Origin of the sequence: Paraburkholderia aspalathi (assembly GCF_905220735.1) — a bacterium.
GTDB classification, from domain to species: domain Bacteria; phylum Pseudomonadota; class Gammaproteobacteria; order Burkholderiales; family Burkholderiaceae; genus Paraburkholderia; species Paraburkholderia aspalathi.
In genome coordinates this window covers 35438-52431 of sequence record NZ_CAJNBA010000014.1, presented here as the reverse complement: position 1 = coordinate 52431, position 16994 = coordinate 35438, and the positions used below count along the sequence as shown (strand labels likewise).

Below are 16994 nucleotides of genomic sequence, written 5' to 3'. Positions count from 1 at the left end.
GGTTTCAGGGAGCGCGCTTCACGTGCGCGTCACGCCCATCAACCTTTCTTCTTGGTCGGGCGTACATAGCCCGACTTGCTTGTTTGAGTCTTATCGTTCAGGACCAGCATGTCTTCTTCGACATCCTTCCAGACCGTGGTGCCCGCGGCGATCGTCACGCCGCGCTTGACGCGCACGGGCGCAACGAGTTGCGTGTCCGAACCGACAAACACGTCGTCTTCAATGACCGTACGGAATTTGTTCGCGCCGTCGTAGTTACAGGTGATGGTACCCGCGCCGATATTCACGCGCGCCCCGACATCCGCATCGCCGATATACGTCAGATGGTTCGCCTTCGAGCCATGACCGAGCACCGAGTTCTTCACCTCGACGAAGTTGCCGACGTGCGACTCATCCTGCAACGACGTGCCCGGACGTAGCCGCGCATAAGGGCCGAGCACGACGTTTGCACCGACTTCAGCGCCTTCGATATGCGTGAACGCATCGACGCGCGTTCCGGCGCCGATCGTCGCATTGCGGATCACGCAGTTCGGCCCGACCGTCACGTTGTCAGCCAACGTGACGCGGCCTTCGAACACGCAGTTCACGTCGATCGAGACGTCGCGGCCGCATTCGAGCGTGCCGCGCACGTCGATTCGAGCCGGATCCGCAAGCGTTACGCCGGCCACCAACAAGGTCTCGGCGACATTGTGCTGATGAATCCGTTCGAGTTCGGCAAGCTGCTGCTTGCTATTCACGCCGAGCGTTTCCCACTCTTCGTCAGGCTGCGTGGTGACGACTTCGAGTCCGGCTTCGATCGCCATCTCGACCGCGTCGGTCAGATAAAACTCGCCTTGCGCGTTGTCGTTCTTCAACGCAGCGAGCCAGCCGCCAAGACGCTCGGTCGGCGCGACGATGATGCCGGTGTTGATCTCGGCGATCTTGAGCTGCTCGGGCGTGGCGTCTTTCTGTTCGACGATGCGCGACACCTTGCCGTGCTGATCGCGCACGATGCGCCCGTAACCGCTGGGGTCGTCAAGCGTGACGGTGAGAACGCCGTAGCCGCCTCGGCCCGCGCGATCGGTCAGCGCCTGCAGCGTGCTGGCGCGCGTAAGCGGCACATCGCCGTACAGCACCAGCGTAGGTTCGGACGGATCGAGCAGCGGCAGCGCCTGTTGCACCGCGTGGCCCGTGCCGAGTTGCTGCTCCTGCGCGGCGAACTGGACGTCCGGCGCGGCTACCGCCTGGCGCACGGCTTCGGCGCCATGACCGACCACCACGACCAGACGCGTGGGCTTGAGCGCACGAGCAGTGTCGATGACATGAGCGAGGAGCGGCCGGCCGGCCAGGGGATGGAGCACCTTGGGAAGCGCGGACCGCATGCGCTTACCGGTGCCTGCCGCCAAAATCACGATGTTCATGGCGTCGGCAATCAGACAAGTTTGGAGCCGACGATTCTATCATGCAGCCCATAACGAATAAGGCCGCTCGCGCGGCCCTATTACCTTCCCGAAACACCCGGAAACCTTTGATTTCAGGGCACTTCACGACTGGTTACATATCGTCGAACTGAACGATCGAGATCGGCTTCGATCCGTTGAAGGTTGCGCCGTCACCGGAATCGGTCGAACACGGCTCTTCGTCGAAGGCGATATCGCCTTGCGGATCGGCCTCGCCGCTTGCACGCAGGCCGGCGAACGGGAACAGCTTGTGATCCATCAGATGCGACGGCACGATGTTCGACAACGCGTTGAACATGTTCTCGATGCGGCCCGGGAAGCGCTTCTCCCAATCGCGGATCAGCGCCTTCATTTCCGCGCGTTTCAGGTTCGGCTGGCTGCCGCACAGGTTGCACGGAATGATCGGAAATTCGCGCAGCTCCGCGTACTTTTCCAGATCGGTTTCCTTCACGTAGGCGAGCGGACGGATCACGATATTCTTGCCGTCGTCCGATTGCAGCTTGGGCGGCATGCCCTTCAGCTTGCCGCCGTAGAACATGTTCAGCAGCAGCGTTTGCAGAATGTCGTCGCGATGATGGCCGAGCGCGATCTTGGTGGCGCCGAGCTCGCCCGCCACACGATACAGAATGCCGCGACGCAGCCGCGAACACAGCGAGCAGGTGGTCTTGCCCTCCGGCACCAGCCGCTTGACGATGCTGTAGGTGTCCTGGTTCTCGATGTGAAACGGAATGTCGAGTTGCTTGAGGTATTCGGGCAGCACGTGTTCCGGGAAGCCCGGCTGCTTCTGGTCGAGATTCACCGCGACAATGTCGAAGTTGATCGGCGCGCGTTCGCGCAGCCGCATCAGGATTTCGAGCATCGCGTAGCTGTCCTTGCCGCCCGACAGGCACACCATTACCTTGTCGCCTTCCTCGATCATGTTGAAGTCGCCGATCGCCTCACCGACCTGGCGCGCGAGCCGCTTGAACAGCTTGTTGTTCTCGTACGCTTCTTTCTGCTCGCGACGTGTGAGCGGCGCTTTGACCGCTGAGGCCTGCACAGCTTGTGCAGGCCCTGGGGCCGCGGTGTCGTTCAGGATTTCCTGAGCATTCATGGCTCAATCCTCTTTGATACGGAAGACTTCGACGCCCACGGCATCGCAGTCGGGATAAACGTCCGGCTTTTCGGTCGACACGCACACGGCGCGCACCTGCGGATGATCGAGGAGCGCCTTGACGAGGTCATCGCAGAGGGTTTCCTGCAGGTGGATATGACCTTGGTCGACGCGGCGCGCGATGGTCGAGCGCATGAAGTCGTAGTCGACCACTTCGTTCAATTTGTCCTGAACCGGCGTGGACAGCGCGAGCGGCACGAACAGTTCGACGTTGATCACGACGCGCTGTTCGCCGCGCTTTTCGAAGTCGTGCACGCCGATGTTGATGTGCACTTCGTAATTGCGCAGAAAGAGCCGGCGGCAATCGACGAGCCGGGGATGCGAAAGAGCGGCAAACATGTTCGTTCCAGTCGAAAAAAGAGTGCGGAGCACTCAAGTGGGCGCTTCAGGCGCCCGTCAAAAACATAACGTCGCGCGGCAGCGGCACGAGGTGCTGCCCGCCGTCGACCACCAGCGTCGTTCCGGTGACGCCCGCTGCATCGGCGAGATACAGCGCGGCGGCGACAATATCCTCCGGCCGCGACGCGCGGCCCAAAGGCGTAGCACGGTGAGCTTCTTCAAAACCGGCCGGCGTTTGATCGCCGGATTGCATCGTCAGACCAGGGGCAAGCCCGACCACGCGCACTTTCGGCGCCAAGGCCTGCGCCAGCGCCACCGTCGCCGTCTGCAACGCTGCCTTCGACAGCGTGTAGGACAGGTAGTCCGGGTTCATGTTGTACAGCTTCTGGTCCAGCACATTGATGACCACGCCGCGCTGGCTTTCATCGGTGCGCGCGGCTTCCGGCGTGGCCTCGAACAGCATACGCGCCAGCACGAGCGGCGCCCCGAGATTCATCGCGGTCAGCTTCAGCAGCAGGTCGTAACCAACGTTCTGCGCCGTGTCTTCCTCGAAGCGAGACGCATTGTTGACAATACACGACGGGCGACCCAGCGCGGCCATACAGGCGGGCAGAAGCTGCTCGACCTGGCCCTCGTCGCCCAATTCAGCGTGCAAAGCCACCGCCCGGCGGCCCATGGCGACGATTTCCGCGACTACTTCGTCAGCCTCCCCGCGCGACGCGCCGTAATGGACCGCCACGTCCCAGCCACGCGCGGCGAAGCCGAGCGCGAGCGAGCGCCCGATGCGGCGGGCGGCGCCGGTAATCAGCACGATGCGCGGCGTTTCAGGCGCGCGGGCGGCGGCGTTGTCCATAGAGGCGGTCATTTACAATGCGGGGATGAATCCGAAAGCTCACCAACCCGATAGTTTACCTGCTCCCGGCCCGAGCGCGCTTGCGCAGTCCGAAGCGCTGGTCGCACAGGTCCGCGCGGAGCTCGAAGCAGCCGGCGGCTGGCTGCCATTCGACCGCTACATGGAGCGCGCGCTTTACGCGCCGGGACTCGGCTATTACAGCGGCGGCGCCCGCAAATTCGGCCTGCGCGGCGACGACGGCAGCGACTTCGTCACGGCGCCGGAAATGTCGCCTCTCTTCGCCGCGACGCTGGCGCGCCCGCTCGCCGAGGCCTTGGAGGCGAGCGGCACGCGCGAACTGATGGAATTCGGCGCCGGCACGGGCAAACTCGCCGCCGGCCTGCTGAATGCGCTCGACACGCTGGGCGTCGAATTCGACAGCTACTCGATCGTGGATTTGTCCGGTGAATTGCGCGAACGCCAACGCGAGACGATCGAAGCCGCGGCACCGGCGCTGGCCGCGAAAGTGCGCTGGCTGGACGCATTGCCGGAGCAATTCGAAGGCGTGGTGATCGGCAATGAGGTATTGGACGCGATGCCGGTGCGGCTGTTCGCATTTACCGACGGCGCCTGGCATGAACGCGGCGTGACGTGGCGCGACGAGGCCTTTGCGTTCGACGACCGGTTGGTATCGGAAGCTGCGGACATTGCGCTTCTGGCTGAGATCGAAACTATCGGCGACGACTACGTGACCGAAACGCACGACGCCGCCCGGGCATTCACGCGGACCATTTGCACGATGCTTGCGCGTGGCGCGGCGTTCTTTATCGATTATGGTTTTCCGCGCCACGAGTACTACCATGAGCAGCGTGCGCAGGGCACGTTGATGTGCCATTACCGGCACCGGGCGCATGGTGACCCGTTTGTTTATCCGGGTTTGCAGGACATTACCGCGCACGTGGAATTTACCGGCATTGCCGAAGCCGGTGTCGAGGCTGGCGCCGATTTGTTGGGCTTCACTTCGCAAGCGCGGTTCTTGTTGAACGCGGGGATTACCGAGACGTTATCGGCGCTCGATCCTTCGGACACGGCGAAGTTTTTGCCTGCGGCGAATGCGGTCCAGAAGTTGTTGTCCGAGGCGGAGATGGGCGAGCTGTTCAAGGTGATCGCATTTTCGCGCGGGCTGGATGACACGCTGCAGGCGTTTTCGAGCGGCGACCGGTCACATACGTTGTGATTTTTTGCCTTAGGGGTTGGCGATGATCCGCTGGCTGTTGACTACGTTTGTTGCGGTGGCGGTGTTGTCGGCCTGCTGGCCGTGGCTCAGGAAGATTGGGGTTGGGCGGATGCCCGGGGATGTCACGTTGCGCCTCTTCGGGCGGGAGTATCCGTTTCCGTTTATGTCGACGCTTGTTCTTTCGATGGTTTTGTCGCTGATCGCGAGGGTTTTGTAGTCTGCGCGGCGCTTGTTTGTCAGTGTTCCTGGGGCTTTGGCCTTTCCTTGAATTGTTAGTGGTCTATTAGCGTTGCCCCTGTGCGGGGCGGCACTTACTTTCTTTGCCGCCGCAAAGAAAGATAAGCAAAGAAAGCGGCTAGAAGCCCCTGCTAAGTGGGCACCGTTGTCTGCTGCGGGTAGTGGTGCGACTGGAATCCGTGTTCTCGTACATTCCGCGCTAGTGACAAAGGAGTCATCAGCTCCCACTCCGCACTACGTGCGTCGCGGACGGGTATGCAGGGGAAACCATGGGCTTCGGTTTTGGTTTGTGGGAGCCGTCGGCTTCGCCTCGGCGAGGCGTTCCTGCACTTCCCCGGAAACCCTGCCTCAATGATATGTCGGTGTGCTGAATCACCGTCCCGATCACGATCACAGCCGTAGTTGCAGTTGCAGTTGCAGTTGCAGTTGCAGTTGCAGTTGCAGTTGCAATCGTGATGGTGGTGCAATGACGAGCCACGGTTCGGTGGCGAGGCGTCAACGCCAAAACGTAGCGATAGGTTTTATGAACGGCTCTTCGGCGCGCGCAGCGCCGCCGGAAGTATGACGCCCTTGTCACAAGCACGTGCAGGGGCACGAACACAGATTCCAGATGCACCACTACCCCTAGCAGACCACGGTGCCCACTTAGCAGGGGCTTCTAGCCGCTTTCTTTGCTTATCTTTCTTTGCGGCGGCAAAGAAAGTAAGTGCCGCCCCGCACAGGGGCAACGCTAATAGACCACTAACAATTCAAGGAAAGGCACCAAAGCCAGATCAAGGAAAGGCCAACGCTCCAAGAACACTGACAAACAAGCGCCGCACAGGCAAAAAAACCTCAAACAACAAGAGCCCCTTCAACAGCGCGAACGCGCTCCTGATGCACTGCATCCTTAATCCCCGCAGGCGAGTCAACGAGCCGCCTAGCCACTGCCCCAGCATCCACCCCCCGCGCAGCAACAAGCGCAACCCGCAGCCGCTCAGCCTGCGGATACTCCCGCATCTCAAACCCAAGCCGCCCGCGCGCATCCGCCTCGCATGCCTGCAAGGCTTCAGCAAACCGCGCAGGTTTCCGAATCGCATCGCTGCGCTCAAGCAGCCTCACCAACGCGGCGGCCCCCATCTCCATCACGCGATGAATATTCCCATGCTCCCGCGCAACCAGCAGCGCCAGATCACGGCATTCATTCGGCACCCGCAGCCGCTCGCATAAAGGCTTCAGCAAATCCACGCTGCGCCCCTCATGCCCGATATGCCGCGGCAAAACGTCATCCGGCGTCGTCGCTTTGCCCAGATCATGCGTGAGCGCCGCAAACCGCACCGGCAACGCGTAACCCTGCTGCGCGGCATGGTCGACCACCATCATTACGTGCACGCCCGTATCCACTTCGGGATGATAGTCAGCCCGCTGCGGTACGCCGAACAATGCATCGATCTCCGGCAGAATCCGCGCCAAAGCGCCGCATTCCCGCAGCACTTCGAACATGCGCGACGGCTTCTTCTCCATCAATCCGCGCGACACCTCCTGCCATACGCGCTCGGCGACCAGTGCATCGACCTCACCCTCGGCCACCATCTTGCGCATCAGCGCCATCGTCTCCGGAGCCACCGTGAAATCGACGAAACGCGCCGCAAATCGCGCAATCCGCAAAATCCGCACAGGGTCTTCCAGAAACGCATCGCTGACGTGACGAAACAGCCGCGCCTGCAAATCGCCCCGGCCGTTGAACGGGTCGATCACCGGGCCGGTCAGTTCGCCGTCCGGGCGCATTTCGCGCGCCATCGCGTTGATTGTCAGGTCGCGGCGCGCGAGGTCCTCTTCGAGTGTGACGTCCGGCGCGTAGAAGAACTGGAAGCCGTGATAGCCCGCAGCCGTCTTGCGCTCGGTGCGTGCAAGCGCGTACTCCTCGTGCGTCTGCGGATGCAGAAACACCGGGAAATCCTTGCCCACCGGACGATAGCCCTGCGCCACCATCTGCTCGGGCGTCGCGCCCACCACCACGTAGTCCCGGTCCTGCACGGGTACGCCCAGCAACTCGTCGCGGATCGCGCCGCCTACTGCGTAGATATTCATGGGCATACGTCTTGGTACGGAATGGCATGCGTTTCGCGCAGCGCGTCGTCGATCCACGACTTCACCGCCGGCAACGCCGTCACGCGACGAACATAAGCCGCGGCGGCCTCGGAGAGCGCCGGTTGCCACGTGTTGAAGCGCATCACGACGGGTGCGTACATCGCGTCAGCAATGCTGAACTCGCCGAACAGGAAAGGACCGCCGTAGGTATCGAAACACCTGCTCCAGATCGCGTCGATACGCGCAATGTCGGCCAGTGCGCCCGGTGTGGCGTTCTTACCCGGAAACGACGCGCGAATGTTCATCCACATGTTCGAGCGCAATTCGCCGAAGCCCGAATGCATCTCGGCGCTGATGCTGCGCGCGTGACTGCGCGCCGCCGGGTCGCGCGGCCACAGCACATGCTGCGGGAAGCGCTCAGCCAGTGTCTCGGCGATCGCCAGCGAATCCCAGGTGGCCAATCCATCTTCGCCGATCAGGCACGGCAACTTGCCCGGACCGGTCGGCGCATACGCCAGAATCGCGGACTTCGTGCCGGCTTCATTCAGATGAATCAGCACCTCTTCAAATGGAATGCCGAAATGTTTGACCAGCAACCACGGACGCATCGACCATGACGAGTAGTTCTTGTCACCGATAAGCAGCTTCATGCCTGGTATAAAAGGTAGAGATTAGAAAAGGTTCAACGCCCCGCGCTCGCGCGAAACGTGTCGAAGCGCGAACGCGACGACGCGCCGGTCAGATACACGGGCGCGATCGTTTCAATGCTGGCGGGTTCGATGCCGAGTTCAGGCGCAAGCGGTCCGCTCAACACGTTGTCGACTTTCATCGAATCGAGATTGTCGCGCGAAATCACCGGTTCGCCCGGCGCCATTTCAAACGTCAACGCCTGCAAGCGCGCCAGCGCCTCCGGCAGGCGAATGATTCGCGCATGCCGGCCGATCACGTCGCCGCAATACTTGACGAGGTCTTCGAGCGTATAGACGGTCGGCCCGCCCAGCTCGTAGGTATGGCCGCTCGCCGCGTCGAGATCGAGCACGTTGCAGATCGCTTTGGCCACGTCGCCGACGTACACCGGCTGGAATTTTGCGTCCGGCATCGCAAGCGGAATCACCGGGAACATCCGCTGCAGGAACGCGAACTTGTTGAGCAGTTGGTCTTCAGGACCGAACACCACGGACGGACGGAAAATCGTCCACGCCAGATTCGCCGCATGCACGGCCTTTTCCCCGTCGCCCTTCGAGCGCGAATACATGCTCGGCCCGTTCGAGTCGGCGCCGAGCGAGCTGATATGAATCAGCCGATGCACGCCCTTGCCTTCGCAAGCCGCAACGATTTTGGTCGGCAATTCGACATGCGCGCGGGCGAACTCCGGGCCATAAGGCGTGCCACGTTTGCCATGCAGCGTGGCAACGAGGTTGATCACGCAATCGGCGCCCTCGACGAAACGCGCAAGCTGAACCGGATCGAACACGTCAGCTTCGATCACGTCGATGGGGAGCAGGGTGAGATGGCGGGCGTTATAGCGCCGCCGGGTGGCGATGCGCACGTCTTTGCCCATTTCAACCAGAGCATTGACGAGATGGCTGCCGATAAAACCGGAACCGCCGACGACCGCAACGGCTTGATGTCGCATTTTCGACTCCCTGGTGGAAGCCGCGGCAACGGCTGGCGTGGCGCACCGCCGCATCAGAAAACCTGACGCGGCGGCGGCACGGCGCTTACGGCGCGATATAACCCAGACGCGCCTTCAGCGATTGCGGACGGCCTTCGAACAATGCCGCGTAGTAGACCGTGTTGGACAACACATTCTTGACGTAGTCGCGCGTTTCCTGGAACGGAATCGTCTCGGCGAAGATCGCGCCTTCAACCGGATGCTGCAACGATTGCCGCCAGTTGCGCGGACGGCCGGGACCGGCGTTATAACCGGCGGTGGCCAGCACAGCAGACCCGTCGAACTGATTGTAGATCATGGACAGGTAGTTCGTGCCGAGCAGGATGTTGGTGTTGATATCGTTCATCTGCTCGCGCGAAATCGGGCCGAGGCCGATTTTCTTCGCCACCAGTTGCGCGGTGCCCGGCATCAGTTGCATCAGACCGCTCGCGCCGACTTCCGAGCGCGCGTTCATGATGAAGCGCGATTCCTGGCGGATCAGCCCGTATGCCCATTCGACGTCGAGTCCATTCGACTGCGCATCGCGCTCAACGATATCCTTGAACGGCGACAGATAACGCAGCGAGAAATCGTGTTCGCTCTTCGTGCGGTCCGCCGTGTTCACGGTGCGGTCATACAACTCGATACGGCGCGCGTATTCGGCCACGGCGATCAGCTGCCGGTCGCTCATATTGCGCAACGGCCAGTTCCATTCGCGATTGCCCTCGAGCCGCAGATTCAGCGCGTAGAAGCGCTGCGCCAGATCGAGACCCGGCGTGTTGCCGGCCTGTTGGATTTCGGCGTCGGTCACGGTGGTTTTCGGCGGCACGGTGATCTTCTGGCCGAGCTCTTCCGCAGCCAGTTGGCCGTAGAAGTTGAAGCCCTGCGAGATCGACTCGAATTCCTGGTTGGCCGTGGTTGTGTCGCCAGCCTGCTTGAGCGCACGGGCATGCCAGTACACCCACGACGGCTGATTGCGCAGCGCCGCCGGCATCTGTTCGATCGACCAGCGCACCATGGTCCAGTCGCCGGCGAGCAGCGCGGTGCGGGTGCGCCATTCGTACGCCGGGTTCGACAGCGGCGCATTCGCCGAGAGCCGGTACCAGTCGACCGCGCTCGGCATCTGCTTGGCGGCGGCCTGATAGGCAATCGTGCCCCAGCCGATTGCGCGCTCGGGCGAGCTCAACGACGGCGCGACCGAGGCGAAAGTGGCCGCGGCCATGGCCGGATCGTTGCGCGCCATGCGCGTGATCGCGAGCAACGCGAGTTGATGCGATTGCGTATCCGGACCGACGCCGCGCGCCAGCAACAACGGCGGCGTACTCGTGGCCTGGCCGAACAGCACCGGATCGGGCGGCTGGTTGCTAAGCGCATCGACGAGCTTGCTGCCCGTGCTCGTGTAGTTCTGTTCGTACGCGAGGCGGATCTGTTGCCACACGTCGTCGGAACTGAATTGCTGATTGACCGCGAGCGCGGTGATCAGATCGACGCAGCCGTCGCCGTACGACTTCGGGTCGACGAGCAGCGCACGCGCCGCGTCGGCGACGTTTTCACCCCGCGCGGCACGCGACTCGAGCGCGTAGCACTTAACCTGCGTATCGTCGTTCAGCACGAAACGCGCGTATTGCTGATCGAAGTTACGCCAGTCGTGACGTGCGCCGAGCACCGTGAGGTAGTCGTTCCGCATGCGGTCGGCGATGGCCTGGCCGTCGTACTTCTGCAGGAACGACAGCACCGGCGCATCCGGCGCGTCAATGCGCGCGTGGCCGCTGGAATCGAACAATTGCGGCTTGAGCTGGAAGTACTCCAGATACGAAGGCGCTGGATAGTTCGGGATCATGCTCGCCAGTTGCGCTGCGCGCGCCGCGTCATTATTGCGGGCGGCTTCGCGAAGCTGGACGAAGGTCTGGTCGTCGTTCGTGAGTTGCGAAAGGGGAATGGGCTTGACGGCGGAGGCCGTGCTGCACGCGACGAGTGCCGCAGCGGCAAGCGCCAGACCGGCCGCGCGATATACTCGATAGAGGCGTATTGACATCGTTGTTTCTGGAGCGCGAATTGAACCCAAGCATAGCATGCAACCCTGTCGCAGAATCGAAAAAGGCGCTGCGTCGAATGCTATTGGAAGCAAGGCTACAAGCGGCTTCCGAGCCGGCGCACAACGCCGCGCTCAACCGTCGCGTTCTCGATGCGTTGAAACACTACGGCGTGAGCAGTGTGGGGTTCTATTGGCCGCTGGCGGGCGAATTCGACGCGCGCGCCGCGATTGCGATCTGGCTCGCGGCCGACTCGCAACGCGAGGCGGGTTTGCCGATCGTCAAGGAACGCGGCGCGCCGCTCGAATTTCACGCATGGGCGCCGGATATGGCGATGAAGATCGGCCATCACAAGATTGCCGAGCCTACTTCGGGGCGCGTGGTGGTTCCCGATCTGCTGTTCGTGCCGTGCGTGGGTTTCGACGCCAACGGCTTCCGGCTCGGTTACGGCGGTGGCTACTACGATCGCACGCTGGCCACATGGCCGGGGCCGAAGAAGCCGGTCACGGTCGGCATCGCCTATGAAGCGTGCCGCACGGACGCATTGCAGCGCGAGGCTCACGACATCCCGCTCGATCTGATCGTGACAGAAGCCAGTATCTATCCACAGCCGGCGGATTAAGCGTTTGAAGAGCGCCCTGCGAGGCGCCCCCTTCAATAACTACCGAGGCCGAACCCCGTTATAAAGACGCCGCCGCCCGCGCGGCCGTGTCGTACAGCCCGGACGCATTGCGCATCAATTGCGCCGCCTCGCCAATCTGTTCGTTGGTCAGGCCGCTTTCCTTCAGCGTCGAAATCAGGCAACTCTCGCGCACTTCGCGGTATTTCAGGCAGAGCTCGCGGCCCGCATCGGTCGCCGAGAAGAACACTTCCTTGCCGGTCTTTTCGCTTTTTACATACCCTCTAGCTACGAGCTTCTTCAACGCGTAAGTGGCAACGTGCGTGTCTTCGATGTTCAGCACGAAGCAGATGTCCGCCAGCTTCTTGCGCCGCTCGCGATGGCTGACGTGATGCAGCAACGAGACTTCAATCGCGGTCATGTCCTTTTCGCCCGCCGCCGACATGCAGCGCACCATCCATCGGTTGAATGCGTTGCCCGCCATGATGAGTGCGTACTCCAGTTCGGACAGCTCCGCGCTGGTGTCGGACACGAGATGTTCCGAGGAAACGATCTTGGTGGGGTGGCGCGACATGGTGAAAATTCTCGAGAAACAGGATGGGAAGGTGTCGGGAGTGTACGACGAGCCACCCATTCCGGGGAGCCTGGCGAAAACGCTTATAGATAAATTGTTGATATTTTATTGATAATGTACGCTTCATACATCGTGGACCCGATGCCGATAACCAGGTATAGGGTCCGATATGTTCGACATTCCGGACTCAACCTGGGCCATTAAGTGATGAGCCAACCAAGAATCTTCCCGCTCGGCGACGCCGCGCTTGTCTGCGAGGCGCCGCCGCCTGCCACGCTGGACTGCCAGCGGCGCGTGTGGGCTGCCGCCGAGGCTGCGCGCGACTGGCCGCACGTGCTCGAGGTTGTGCCGGGTATGAACAATCTGACGCTCGTATTCGATTCGCTCGAAGCCGATCGCGAAGCGCTGGTGGGCCTTCTGCAAGCAGCCTGGAACGCGGTGAGCGACGTGCCCGCGGCCGGCCGTGAAGTCGAAATCCCGGTGCAATACGGCGGCGAGTTCGGACCCGACCTGCAAGTGGTCGCCAATCACACCGGCCTGAGCGTGCGCGAGGTCGTGCAACGTCACGCGGATGGCGAGTACGTGGTGTTCTTCCTCGGTTTTCAGCCGGGCTTCGCCTATATGGGCGGGCTCGACACAGCGCTGCACACGCCGCGCCGTTCATCGCCGCGGCTGGAAGTGCCGGCCGGTTCGGTCGGTATCGGCGGTGAGCAGACCGGCATTTATCCGGCGACCTCCCCCGGCGGCTGGCAGTTGATCGGGCGCACCGAACTGCCGCTGTTCGATCCGTCCCGCCGTCCGCCCACGCTATTGCAACCGGGCGACCGGGTGCGCTTTACCGTCGCGGGGATACACGCATGATCGATGTGATTCGCGCGGGTCTGCTGACCACGATTCAGGATCTTGGCCGTCACGGCTACCGGCACCTCGGTGTCGCGATGGGTGGCGCGCTCGACCGTCTGTCGCTCGAAGTCGGCAACCGGCTGGTAGGCAACCGGCCCGATGCGGCCGGCCTGGAAATTACCTTCGGACCGACCGTGCTGCGCTTTCTGCGCGCCACACGCGTGGCCATCACCGGCACCGAATTCGGCGCAACGCTCGACGGCAAGCCGGTCTATTCATGGTGGAGCCTGCCGGTTCAGGCAGGCCAGGAGCTGGTTCTGCAAGCGGCCAAACGCGGCATGCGCGGCTATGTCTGCATCGCGGGCGGCATCGACGTGTTGCCGATGCTCGGTTCGCGCAGCACGGATCTCGCAGGCCATTTCGGCGGACTCGGCGGCCGGGCGTTGCGCGACGGCGACCGTCTGCCGGTCGGCGCGCCGCCGCAACGCGGCCATCTCGGCTTTACCCCCGAAGCGCCGGAGTTCGGCGTGAAGGCGCCCGCCTGGTGCAAGTTCGTGCTGGTTCACGAACCGCTGCGGCGCGGCCGGCATCCATCGGGCGTGCCGTGGGCTGTGCCGATCCGCGTGCTGCAAGGCCCGGAATACGATAGCTTCACTGAAGAAGCGCACGAATCGTTCTGGTCCGATGAATGGCTGGTCACACCGAACAGCAACCGCATGGGCTACCGCCTCGCCGGCACGGAACTGAAGCGCACCCGGAAAAACGATCTGCTCTCGCACGCGGTGCTGCCTGGCACGATTCAGGTCCCGCCGAACGGCCAGCCGATCGTGCTGATGAGCGATGCGCAGACCACGGGCGGCTATCCGAAGATCGGCGCTGTGATCCAGGCCGATCTATGGAAGCTCGCGCAGGTTCGCCTGAACGCCGCCATCCGTTTCATCCCGACGACGCCCTATGAGGCACGCCAGGCTTTGCTGGAAGAACGCACGTACTTGCGGCAGATCGACGCCGCGATTGCCATGCACGAAGAACGTTGCGCGCGCCAGCCGGCGGTCGCAGCGCTGTAACACTAAGTAGGGGAACACCATGGAAATCGATTTGAACGCCGATCTCGGCGAAGGCTGCGGTTCCGACGAGGCGCTGCTCGACCTCGTCAGCTCGGCCAACATCGCGTGCGGCTGGCACGCGGGCGGCGCCAACGCTATGCGCGACTGCGTGCGCTGGGCGGTGCAAAAGGGTGTGTCGATCGGCGCGCATCCGAGCTTTAACGATCCTGAGAATTTTGGCCGCAAGGAAATGGATCTGCCGGCCAACGATATCTACGCGGGCGTGCTGTATCAGCTCGGCGCCCTGTCGGCGATCGCGCAGGCCGAGGGCGGGCGCATCGCGCACGTTAAGCCGCACGGTGCGCTGTACAACCAGGCCGCGCGCGACGCGAAGATCGCCGATGCGATCGTCTCGGCGGTTCACGATTTCGACCCGTCGGTGGCGGTGTTCGCGCTCGCCAACAGCGGACTCGTGACGGCTGCCCGGGCAGCCGGCCTGACTGCCATCGAAGAAGTATTCGCCGACCGCGGTTATCGCGCCGACGGCTCGCTCGTACCGCGCAAGGAGCCGGGCGCGCTGCTCGACGACGAAGACGTGGTGCTGGAGCGCACGCTCGCCATGGTGCGCGAGCGCCGCGTGCAGGCCGTCGACGGACACTGGGTGCCGCTCAACGCCCAAACCATCTGCCTGCACGGCGACGGTCCGCACGCATTGGCGTTCGCGCGGCGCATCCGCAGCGCGCTGGAGGACGCGGGCATTGACGTTCACGCGGCCGGCGCCGCGAGCGTCTGATCCGCGCGTCAATCGGCGCGAGCCAGACAGCGCGATTCAACTGTTGCCCAACCCCGAACGCCCCGCTCCGTGCGGGGCGTTTGCCAGGTACACGACGACGCATTGCAGTACCCGCAGTGGAAAAGCAAACAAGCAGCAAATGCAGGTGCAGGTGTAGTCGAAGCAACGCGGCCATCAAGAGCCGTAGCAGCAAGACGGCGCGTGGATCATCAGGCGCCGGCCCACGTTAGCCGCCAGAAGCGGCGAGGTTGAAACCCTGTTTGGAGATCCAGATGCAGACAACAGTCAGTCTATGGCCGCTCATTGGCGTGGCCGTCATCATCGTCGGCTTTTTATTACGGTTCAATCCGATGCTGATCGTGGCGGTGGCCGCGATCATCACCGGCCTGGCCGCGCACTTCCCGCCTGAAAAGATCCTCGCTGAAATCGGCACCGGTTTCATCAAGACCCGCAATATCCCGTTGATCATCCTGCTGCCGCTGGCCGTGATCGGCCTGCTGGAACGGCATGGCCTGCGCGAGCGCGCGCAAGCGTGGATCGGCGGCATCAAGGCCGCGACCGCAGGGCGCTTGCTGATCGTCTATCTGCTGGTGCGCGAACTGACCGCCGCTGTCGGCCTGACCGGTCTCGGCGGCCATCCGCAAATGGTGCGTCCGCTGATCGCACCGATGGCCGAAGGCGCGACTGAAACGCGCTTCGGCAAGATCAGCGACGCCGTGCGTTTCAAATTGCGCGCCTTCTCCGCGGCGACCGACAACGTCGGCCTGTTCTTCGGTGAAGACATCTTCGTCGCGTTCGGCGCAATCGTGCTGATGACGACCTTCCTGAAAGAAGCCGGCATCATCGTCGAGCCGATTCACGTGGCCGTCTGGGGCATTCCGACCGCGATCTGCGCGTTCATCATTCACGGTTTCCGCCTCTATCTGCTCGACCGCAGGCTCGAACGCGAACTGCGCGGCAATGCCGCAGCGAACACCGCCTCCGTTGCGCCGACGCAACCCGCCGCAGGAGACAAAGCATGACGTTCACGATTACCTATTTGTTCTGGCTGCTCGGCGTCGTGCTGCTTGTGATCGGCGGCATGATCGTCACGGATAAGGAACACCCGCGCCGTTTCACTGCCGGCGGTTTCTGGATTCTCTACGCGCTGATCTTCCTGATCGGCGACAAGTTGCCGCCCTCCGTGGTCGGCGTGCTGGTGATCGTGATGGCGCTGGCCGCAGGCTTCGGCGGCGTGACCGCGGCCAAGCCGAAACTGCTGTCGCTCGAAGCGCGCAAGGCGAGCGCCGCGCGTCTGGGCAACAAGCTGTTCGTGCCCGCGCTGACGATTCCGGTCGTCACCGTGATCATTACGTTGTCGGCCAGCCATCTGATTTTCGGCGGCATGCCGCTGATCGAGAAGGCCAACGTGACTTTGATCGGCTTCGGCATCGGCTGCGTGATTGCACTTGCGATTGCGTGCGTGCTGACGCGCGATACCGTCGGTCAGTCGATGAAAGAGGCGCGCCGCCTCGTCGATGCGTTGTCATGGGCCGCGGTGCTGCCGCAGATGCTCGGCATGCTCGGCCTCGTGTTCTCGGACGCCGGCGTCGGCAAGGCGGTCGCTCACGTGACCACGGCCTACATCAGCCTCGACTACCGCTTTATCGCGGTGGCCGTGTACTGCATCGGCATGGCGCTCTTCACGATGGTGATGGGTAACGGCTTCGCCGCGTTCCCGGTGATGACCGGCGGCGTCGGCGTGCCGATCCTGGTCGGCGTGTTTCACGGCAACCCGGCGGTGATGGTCGCGATCGGCATGTTCTCTGGCTACTGCGGCACGCTGATGACGCCGATGGCCGCGAACTTCAACATGGTGCCGGCCGCGCTGCTCGAACTGCCAGATAAGAATGCGGTGATCAAGGTGCAGGTGCCCACTGCGCTGAGCTTGCTGGTTGTGAACATCTTCCTGCTGAATTTCCTGATGTTCCTGTAGGGCCGTTGGCCGAGCCGCGTGGCAAATGCCAACATCGCGTAGGACTTTCGCTCTGGTCCATGCATGCGCGTGAGTCCGCGGCAAATGGACGCCGCCGAATTCGGAAGCGTCCGATCGTCTGGCAAGGGGCCTGAACATAAGCTGGTGGAT

Annotated in this window: 17 protein-coding genes; 8 read left to right on the top strand and 9 right to left on the bottom strand. The window is 62.7% G+C overall.

The genetic code is table 11. The annotated features are described in order from the left end of the window. Positions 1–38: 38 nt before the first annotated feature. From glmU to KHO30_RS37145, 4 genes are all read right to left on the bottom strand, one after another. A complete protein-coding gene (gene glmU, locus KHO30_RS37160) occupies positions 39–1400 on the bottom strand; it encodes a bifunctional UDP-N-acetylglucosamine diphosphorylase/glucosamine-1-phosphate N-acetyltransferase GlmU (RefSeq protein ID WP_200653049.1) in 1362 nt (453 codons plus the stop codon). Positions 1401–1533: 133 nt separating this feature from the next. Continuing rightward, positions 1534–2532, bottom strand: a complete 999-nt coding sequence (gene ttcA, locus KHO30_RS37155) for a tRNA 2-thiocytidine(32) synthetase TtcA (protein WP_211703912.1) — start codon at positions 2530–2532, stop codon at positions 1534–1536. 3 nt (positions 2533–2535) lie between these two features. Beyond that, on the bottom strand, positions 2536–2931 hold the full coding sequence (locus KHO30_RS37150; protein ID WP_211703911.1) for a dihydroneopterin aldolase: 396 nt from the start codon (positions 2929–2931) through the stop codon (positions 2536–2538). Positions 2932–2977: 46 nt separating this feature from the next. After that, positions 2978–3796: an SDR family oxidoreductase gene (locus KHO30_RS37145; protein WP_211703910.1), complete on the bottom strand. Its 819-nt coding sequence runs from the start codon at positions 3794–3796 to the stop codon at positions 2978–2980. Positions 3797–3809: 13 nt separating this feature from the next. Between KHO30_RS37145 and KHO30_RS37140 the strand changes: the two genes are divergently transcribed. Continuing rightward, positions 3810–5000 carry a class I SAM-dependent methyltransferase gene (locus KHO30_RS37140; RefSeq protein WP_093641005.1) on the top strand — a complete coding sequence of 397 codons (1191 nt, stop codon included), beginning with the start codon at positions 3810–3812 and terminating at the stop codon, positions 4998–5000. Positions 5001–5022: 22 nt separating this feature from the next. Further along, a complete protein-coding gene (locus KHO30_RS37135; RefSeq protein WP_093641003.1) occupies positions 5023–5217 on the top strand; it encodes a DUF2905 domain-containing protein in 195 nt (64 codons plus the stop codon). An 854-nt stretch (positions 5218–6071) separates the two neighbouring features. On the opposite strand, the gene KHO30_RS37130 is transcribed toward KHO30_RS37135, so the two are convergent. The 4 genes from KHO30_RS37130 to KHO30_RS37115 all read right to left on the bottom strand — a co-directional run bounded on the left by KHO30_RS37130 (position 6072) and on the right by KHO30_RS37115 (position 10996). After that, complete coding sequence (locus KHO30_RS37130; RefSeq protein ID WP_211703909.1) at positions 6072–7307, bottom strand: multifunctional CCA addition/repair protein; 1236 nt, start codon at positions 7305–7307, stop codon at positions 6072–6074. Further along, the gene (locus KHO30_RS37125) at positions 7304–7957 is read right to left on the bottom strand and encodes a glutathione S-transferase family protein (RefSeq protein WP_211703908.1); all 654 of its coding nucleotides are present in this window, start codon (positions 7955–7957) and stop codon (positions 7304–7306) included. The genes KHO30_RS37130 and KHO30_RS37125 overlap by 4 nt, the downstream gene beginning before the upstream one ends. 32 nt (positions 7958–7989) lie before the next feature. Further along, positions 7990–8943 carry a complex I NDUFA9 subunit family protein gene (locus KHO30_RS37120; protein ID WP_211703907.1) on the bottom strand — a complete coding sequence of 318 codons (954 nt, stop codon included), beginning with the start codon at positions 8941–8943 and terminating at the stop codon, positions 7990–7992. Positions 8944–9028: 85 nt separating this feature from the next. Then, positions 9029–10996 (bottom strand): lytic transglycosylase domain-containing protein, encoded by a 1968-nt coding sequence (locus KHO30_RS37115; RefSeq protein ID WP_211703906.1) that lies wholly within the window; start codon positions 10994–10996, stop codon positions 9029–9031. Between the two features lie 77 nt (positions 10997–11073). Between KHO30_RS37115 and KHO30_RS37110 the strand changes: the two genes are divergently transcribed. Further along, positions 11074–11616 carry a 5-formyltetrahydrofolate cyclo-ligase gene (locus KHO30_RS37110; RefSeq protein WP_234487889.1) on the top strand — a complete coding sequence of 181 codons (543 nt, stop codon included), beginning with the start codon at positions 11074–11076 and terminating at the stop codon, positions 11614–11616. A gap of 58 nt (positions 11617–11674) precedes the next feature. Here KHO30_RS37110 and KHO30_RS37105 read toward each other — a convergent pair whose 3' ends face one another. Continuing rightward, positions 11675–12187: a winged helix DNA-binding protein gene (locus KHO30_RS37105; protein WP_054040851.1), complete on the bottom strand. Its 513-nt coding sequence runs from the start codon at positions 12185–12187 to the stop codon at positions 11675–11677. Between the two features lie 207 nt (positions 12188–12394). Between KHO30_RS37105 and pxpB the strand changes: the two genes are divergently transcribed. From pxpB to KHO30_RS37080, 5 genes are all read left to right on the top strand, one after another. Next, a complete protein-coding gene (gene pxpB / locus KHO30_RS37100; protein WP_211703905.1) occupies positions 12395–13048 on the top strand; it encodes a 5-oxoprolinase subunit PxpB in 654 nt (217 codons plus the stop codon). Further along, a complete protein-coding gene (locus tag KHO30_RS37095) occupies positions 13045–14097 on the top strand; it encodes a 5-oxoprolinase subunit C family protein (protein WP_093640985.1) in 1053 nt (350 codons plus the stop codon). The genes pxpB and KHO30_RS37095 overlap by 4 nt, the downstream gene beginning before the upstream one ends. A gap of 19 nt (positions 14098–14116) precedes the next feature. Further along, positions 14117–14869: a 5-oxoprolinase subunit PxpA gene (gene pxpA, locus KHO30_RS37090; protein ID WP_093640982.1), complete on the top strand. Its 753-nt coding sequence runs from the start codon at positions 14117–14119 to the stop codon at positions 14867–14869. 272 nt (positions 14870–15141) lie between these two features. Beyond that, a complete protein-coding gene (locus KHO30_RS37085; RefSeq protein WP_093640979.1) occupies positions 15142–15891 on the top strand; it encodes a DUF969 domain-containing protein in 750 nt (249 codons plus the stop codon). Continuing rightward, positions 15888–16844 (top strand): DUF979 domain-containing protein, encoded by a 957-nt coding sequence (locus KHO30_RS37080; RefSeq protein ID WP_175053966.1) that lies wholly within the window; start codon positions 15888–15890, stop codon positions 16842–16844. Before KHO30_RS37085 ends, KHO30_RS37080 begins: the two co-directional genes overlap by 4 nt. Positions 16845–16994: the final 150 nt, after the last annotated feature.

What these genes read in the sequence shown, in the direction of transcription:
- glmU (WP_200653049.1), bottom strand. Translation starts at nt 1,400, where the DNA reads ATGAACATCGTGATTTTGGCGGCAGGCACCGGTAAGCGCATGCGGTCC.
- ttcA (WP_211703912.1), bottom strand. Translation starts at nt 2,532, where the DNA reads ATGAATGCTCAGGAAATCCTGAACGACACCGCGGCCCCAGGGCCTGCA.
- KHO30_RS37150 (WP_211703911.1), bottom strand. Translation starts at nt 2,931, where the DNA reads ATGTTTGCCGCTCTTTCGCATCCCCGGCTCGTCGATTGCCGCCGGCTC.
- KHO30_RS37145 (WP_211703910.1), bottom strand. Translation starts at nt 3,796, where the DNA reads ATGACCGCCTCTATGGACAACGCCGCCGCCCGCGCGCCTGAAACGCCG.
- KHO30_RS37140 (WP_093641005.1), top strand. Translation starts at nt 3,810, where the DNA reads ATGAATCCGAAAGCTCACCAACCCGATAGTTTACCTGCTCCCGGCCCG.
- KHO30_RS37135 (WP_093641003.1), top strand. Translation starts at nt 5,023, where the DNA reads ATGATCCGCTGGCTGTTGACTACGTTTGTTGCGGTGGCGGTGTTGTCG.
- KHO30_RS37130 (WP_211703909.1), bottom strand. Translation starts at nt 7,307, where the DNA reads ATGAATATCTACGCAGTAGGCGGCGCGATCCGCGACGAGTTGCTGGGC.
- KHO30_RS37125 (WP_211703908.1), bottom strand. Translation starts at nt 7,957, where the DNA reads ATGAAGCTGCTTATCGGTGACAAGAACTACTCGTCATGGTCGATGCGT.
- KHO30_RS37120 (WP_211703907.1), bottom strand. Translation starts at nt 8,943, where the DNA reads ATGCGACATCAAGCCGTTGCGGTCGTCGGCGGTTCCGGTTTTATCGGC.
- KHO30_RS37115 (WP_211703906.1), bottom strand. Translation starts at nt 10,996, where the DNA reads ATGTCAATACGCCTCTATCGAGTATATCGCGCGGCCGGTCTGGCGCTT.
- KHO30_RS37110 (WP_234487889.1), top strand. Translation starts at nt 11,074, where the DNA reads ATGCTATTGGAAGCAAGGCTACAAGCGGCTTCCGAGCCGGCGCACAAC.
- KHO30_RS37105 (WP_054040851.1), bottom strand. Translation starts at nt 12,187, where the DNA reads ATGTCGCGCCACCCCACCAAGATCGTTTCCTCGGAACATCTCGTGTCC.
- pxpB (WP_211703905.1), top strand. Translation starts at nt 12,395, where the DNA reads ATGAGCCAACCAAGAATCTTCCCGCTCGGCGACGCCGCGCTTGTCTGC.
- KHO30_RS37095 (WP_093640985.1), top strand. Translation starts at nt 13,045, where the DNA reads ATGATCGATGTGATTCGCGCGGGTCTGCTGACCACGATTCAGGATCTT.
- pxpA (WP_093640982.1), top strand. Translation starts at nt 14,117, where the DNA reads ATGGAAATCGATTTGAACGCCGATCTCGGCGAAGGCTGCGGTTCCGAC.
- KHO30_RS37085 (WP_093640979.1), top strand. Translation starts at nt 15,142, where the DNA reads ATGCAGACAACAGTCAGTCTATGGCCGCTCATTGGCGTGGCCGTCATC.
- KHO30_RS37080 (WP_175053966.1), top strand. Translation starts at nt 15,888, where the DNA reads ATGACGTTCACGATTACCTATTTGTTCTGGCTGCTCGGCGTCGTGCTG.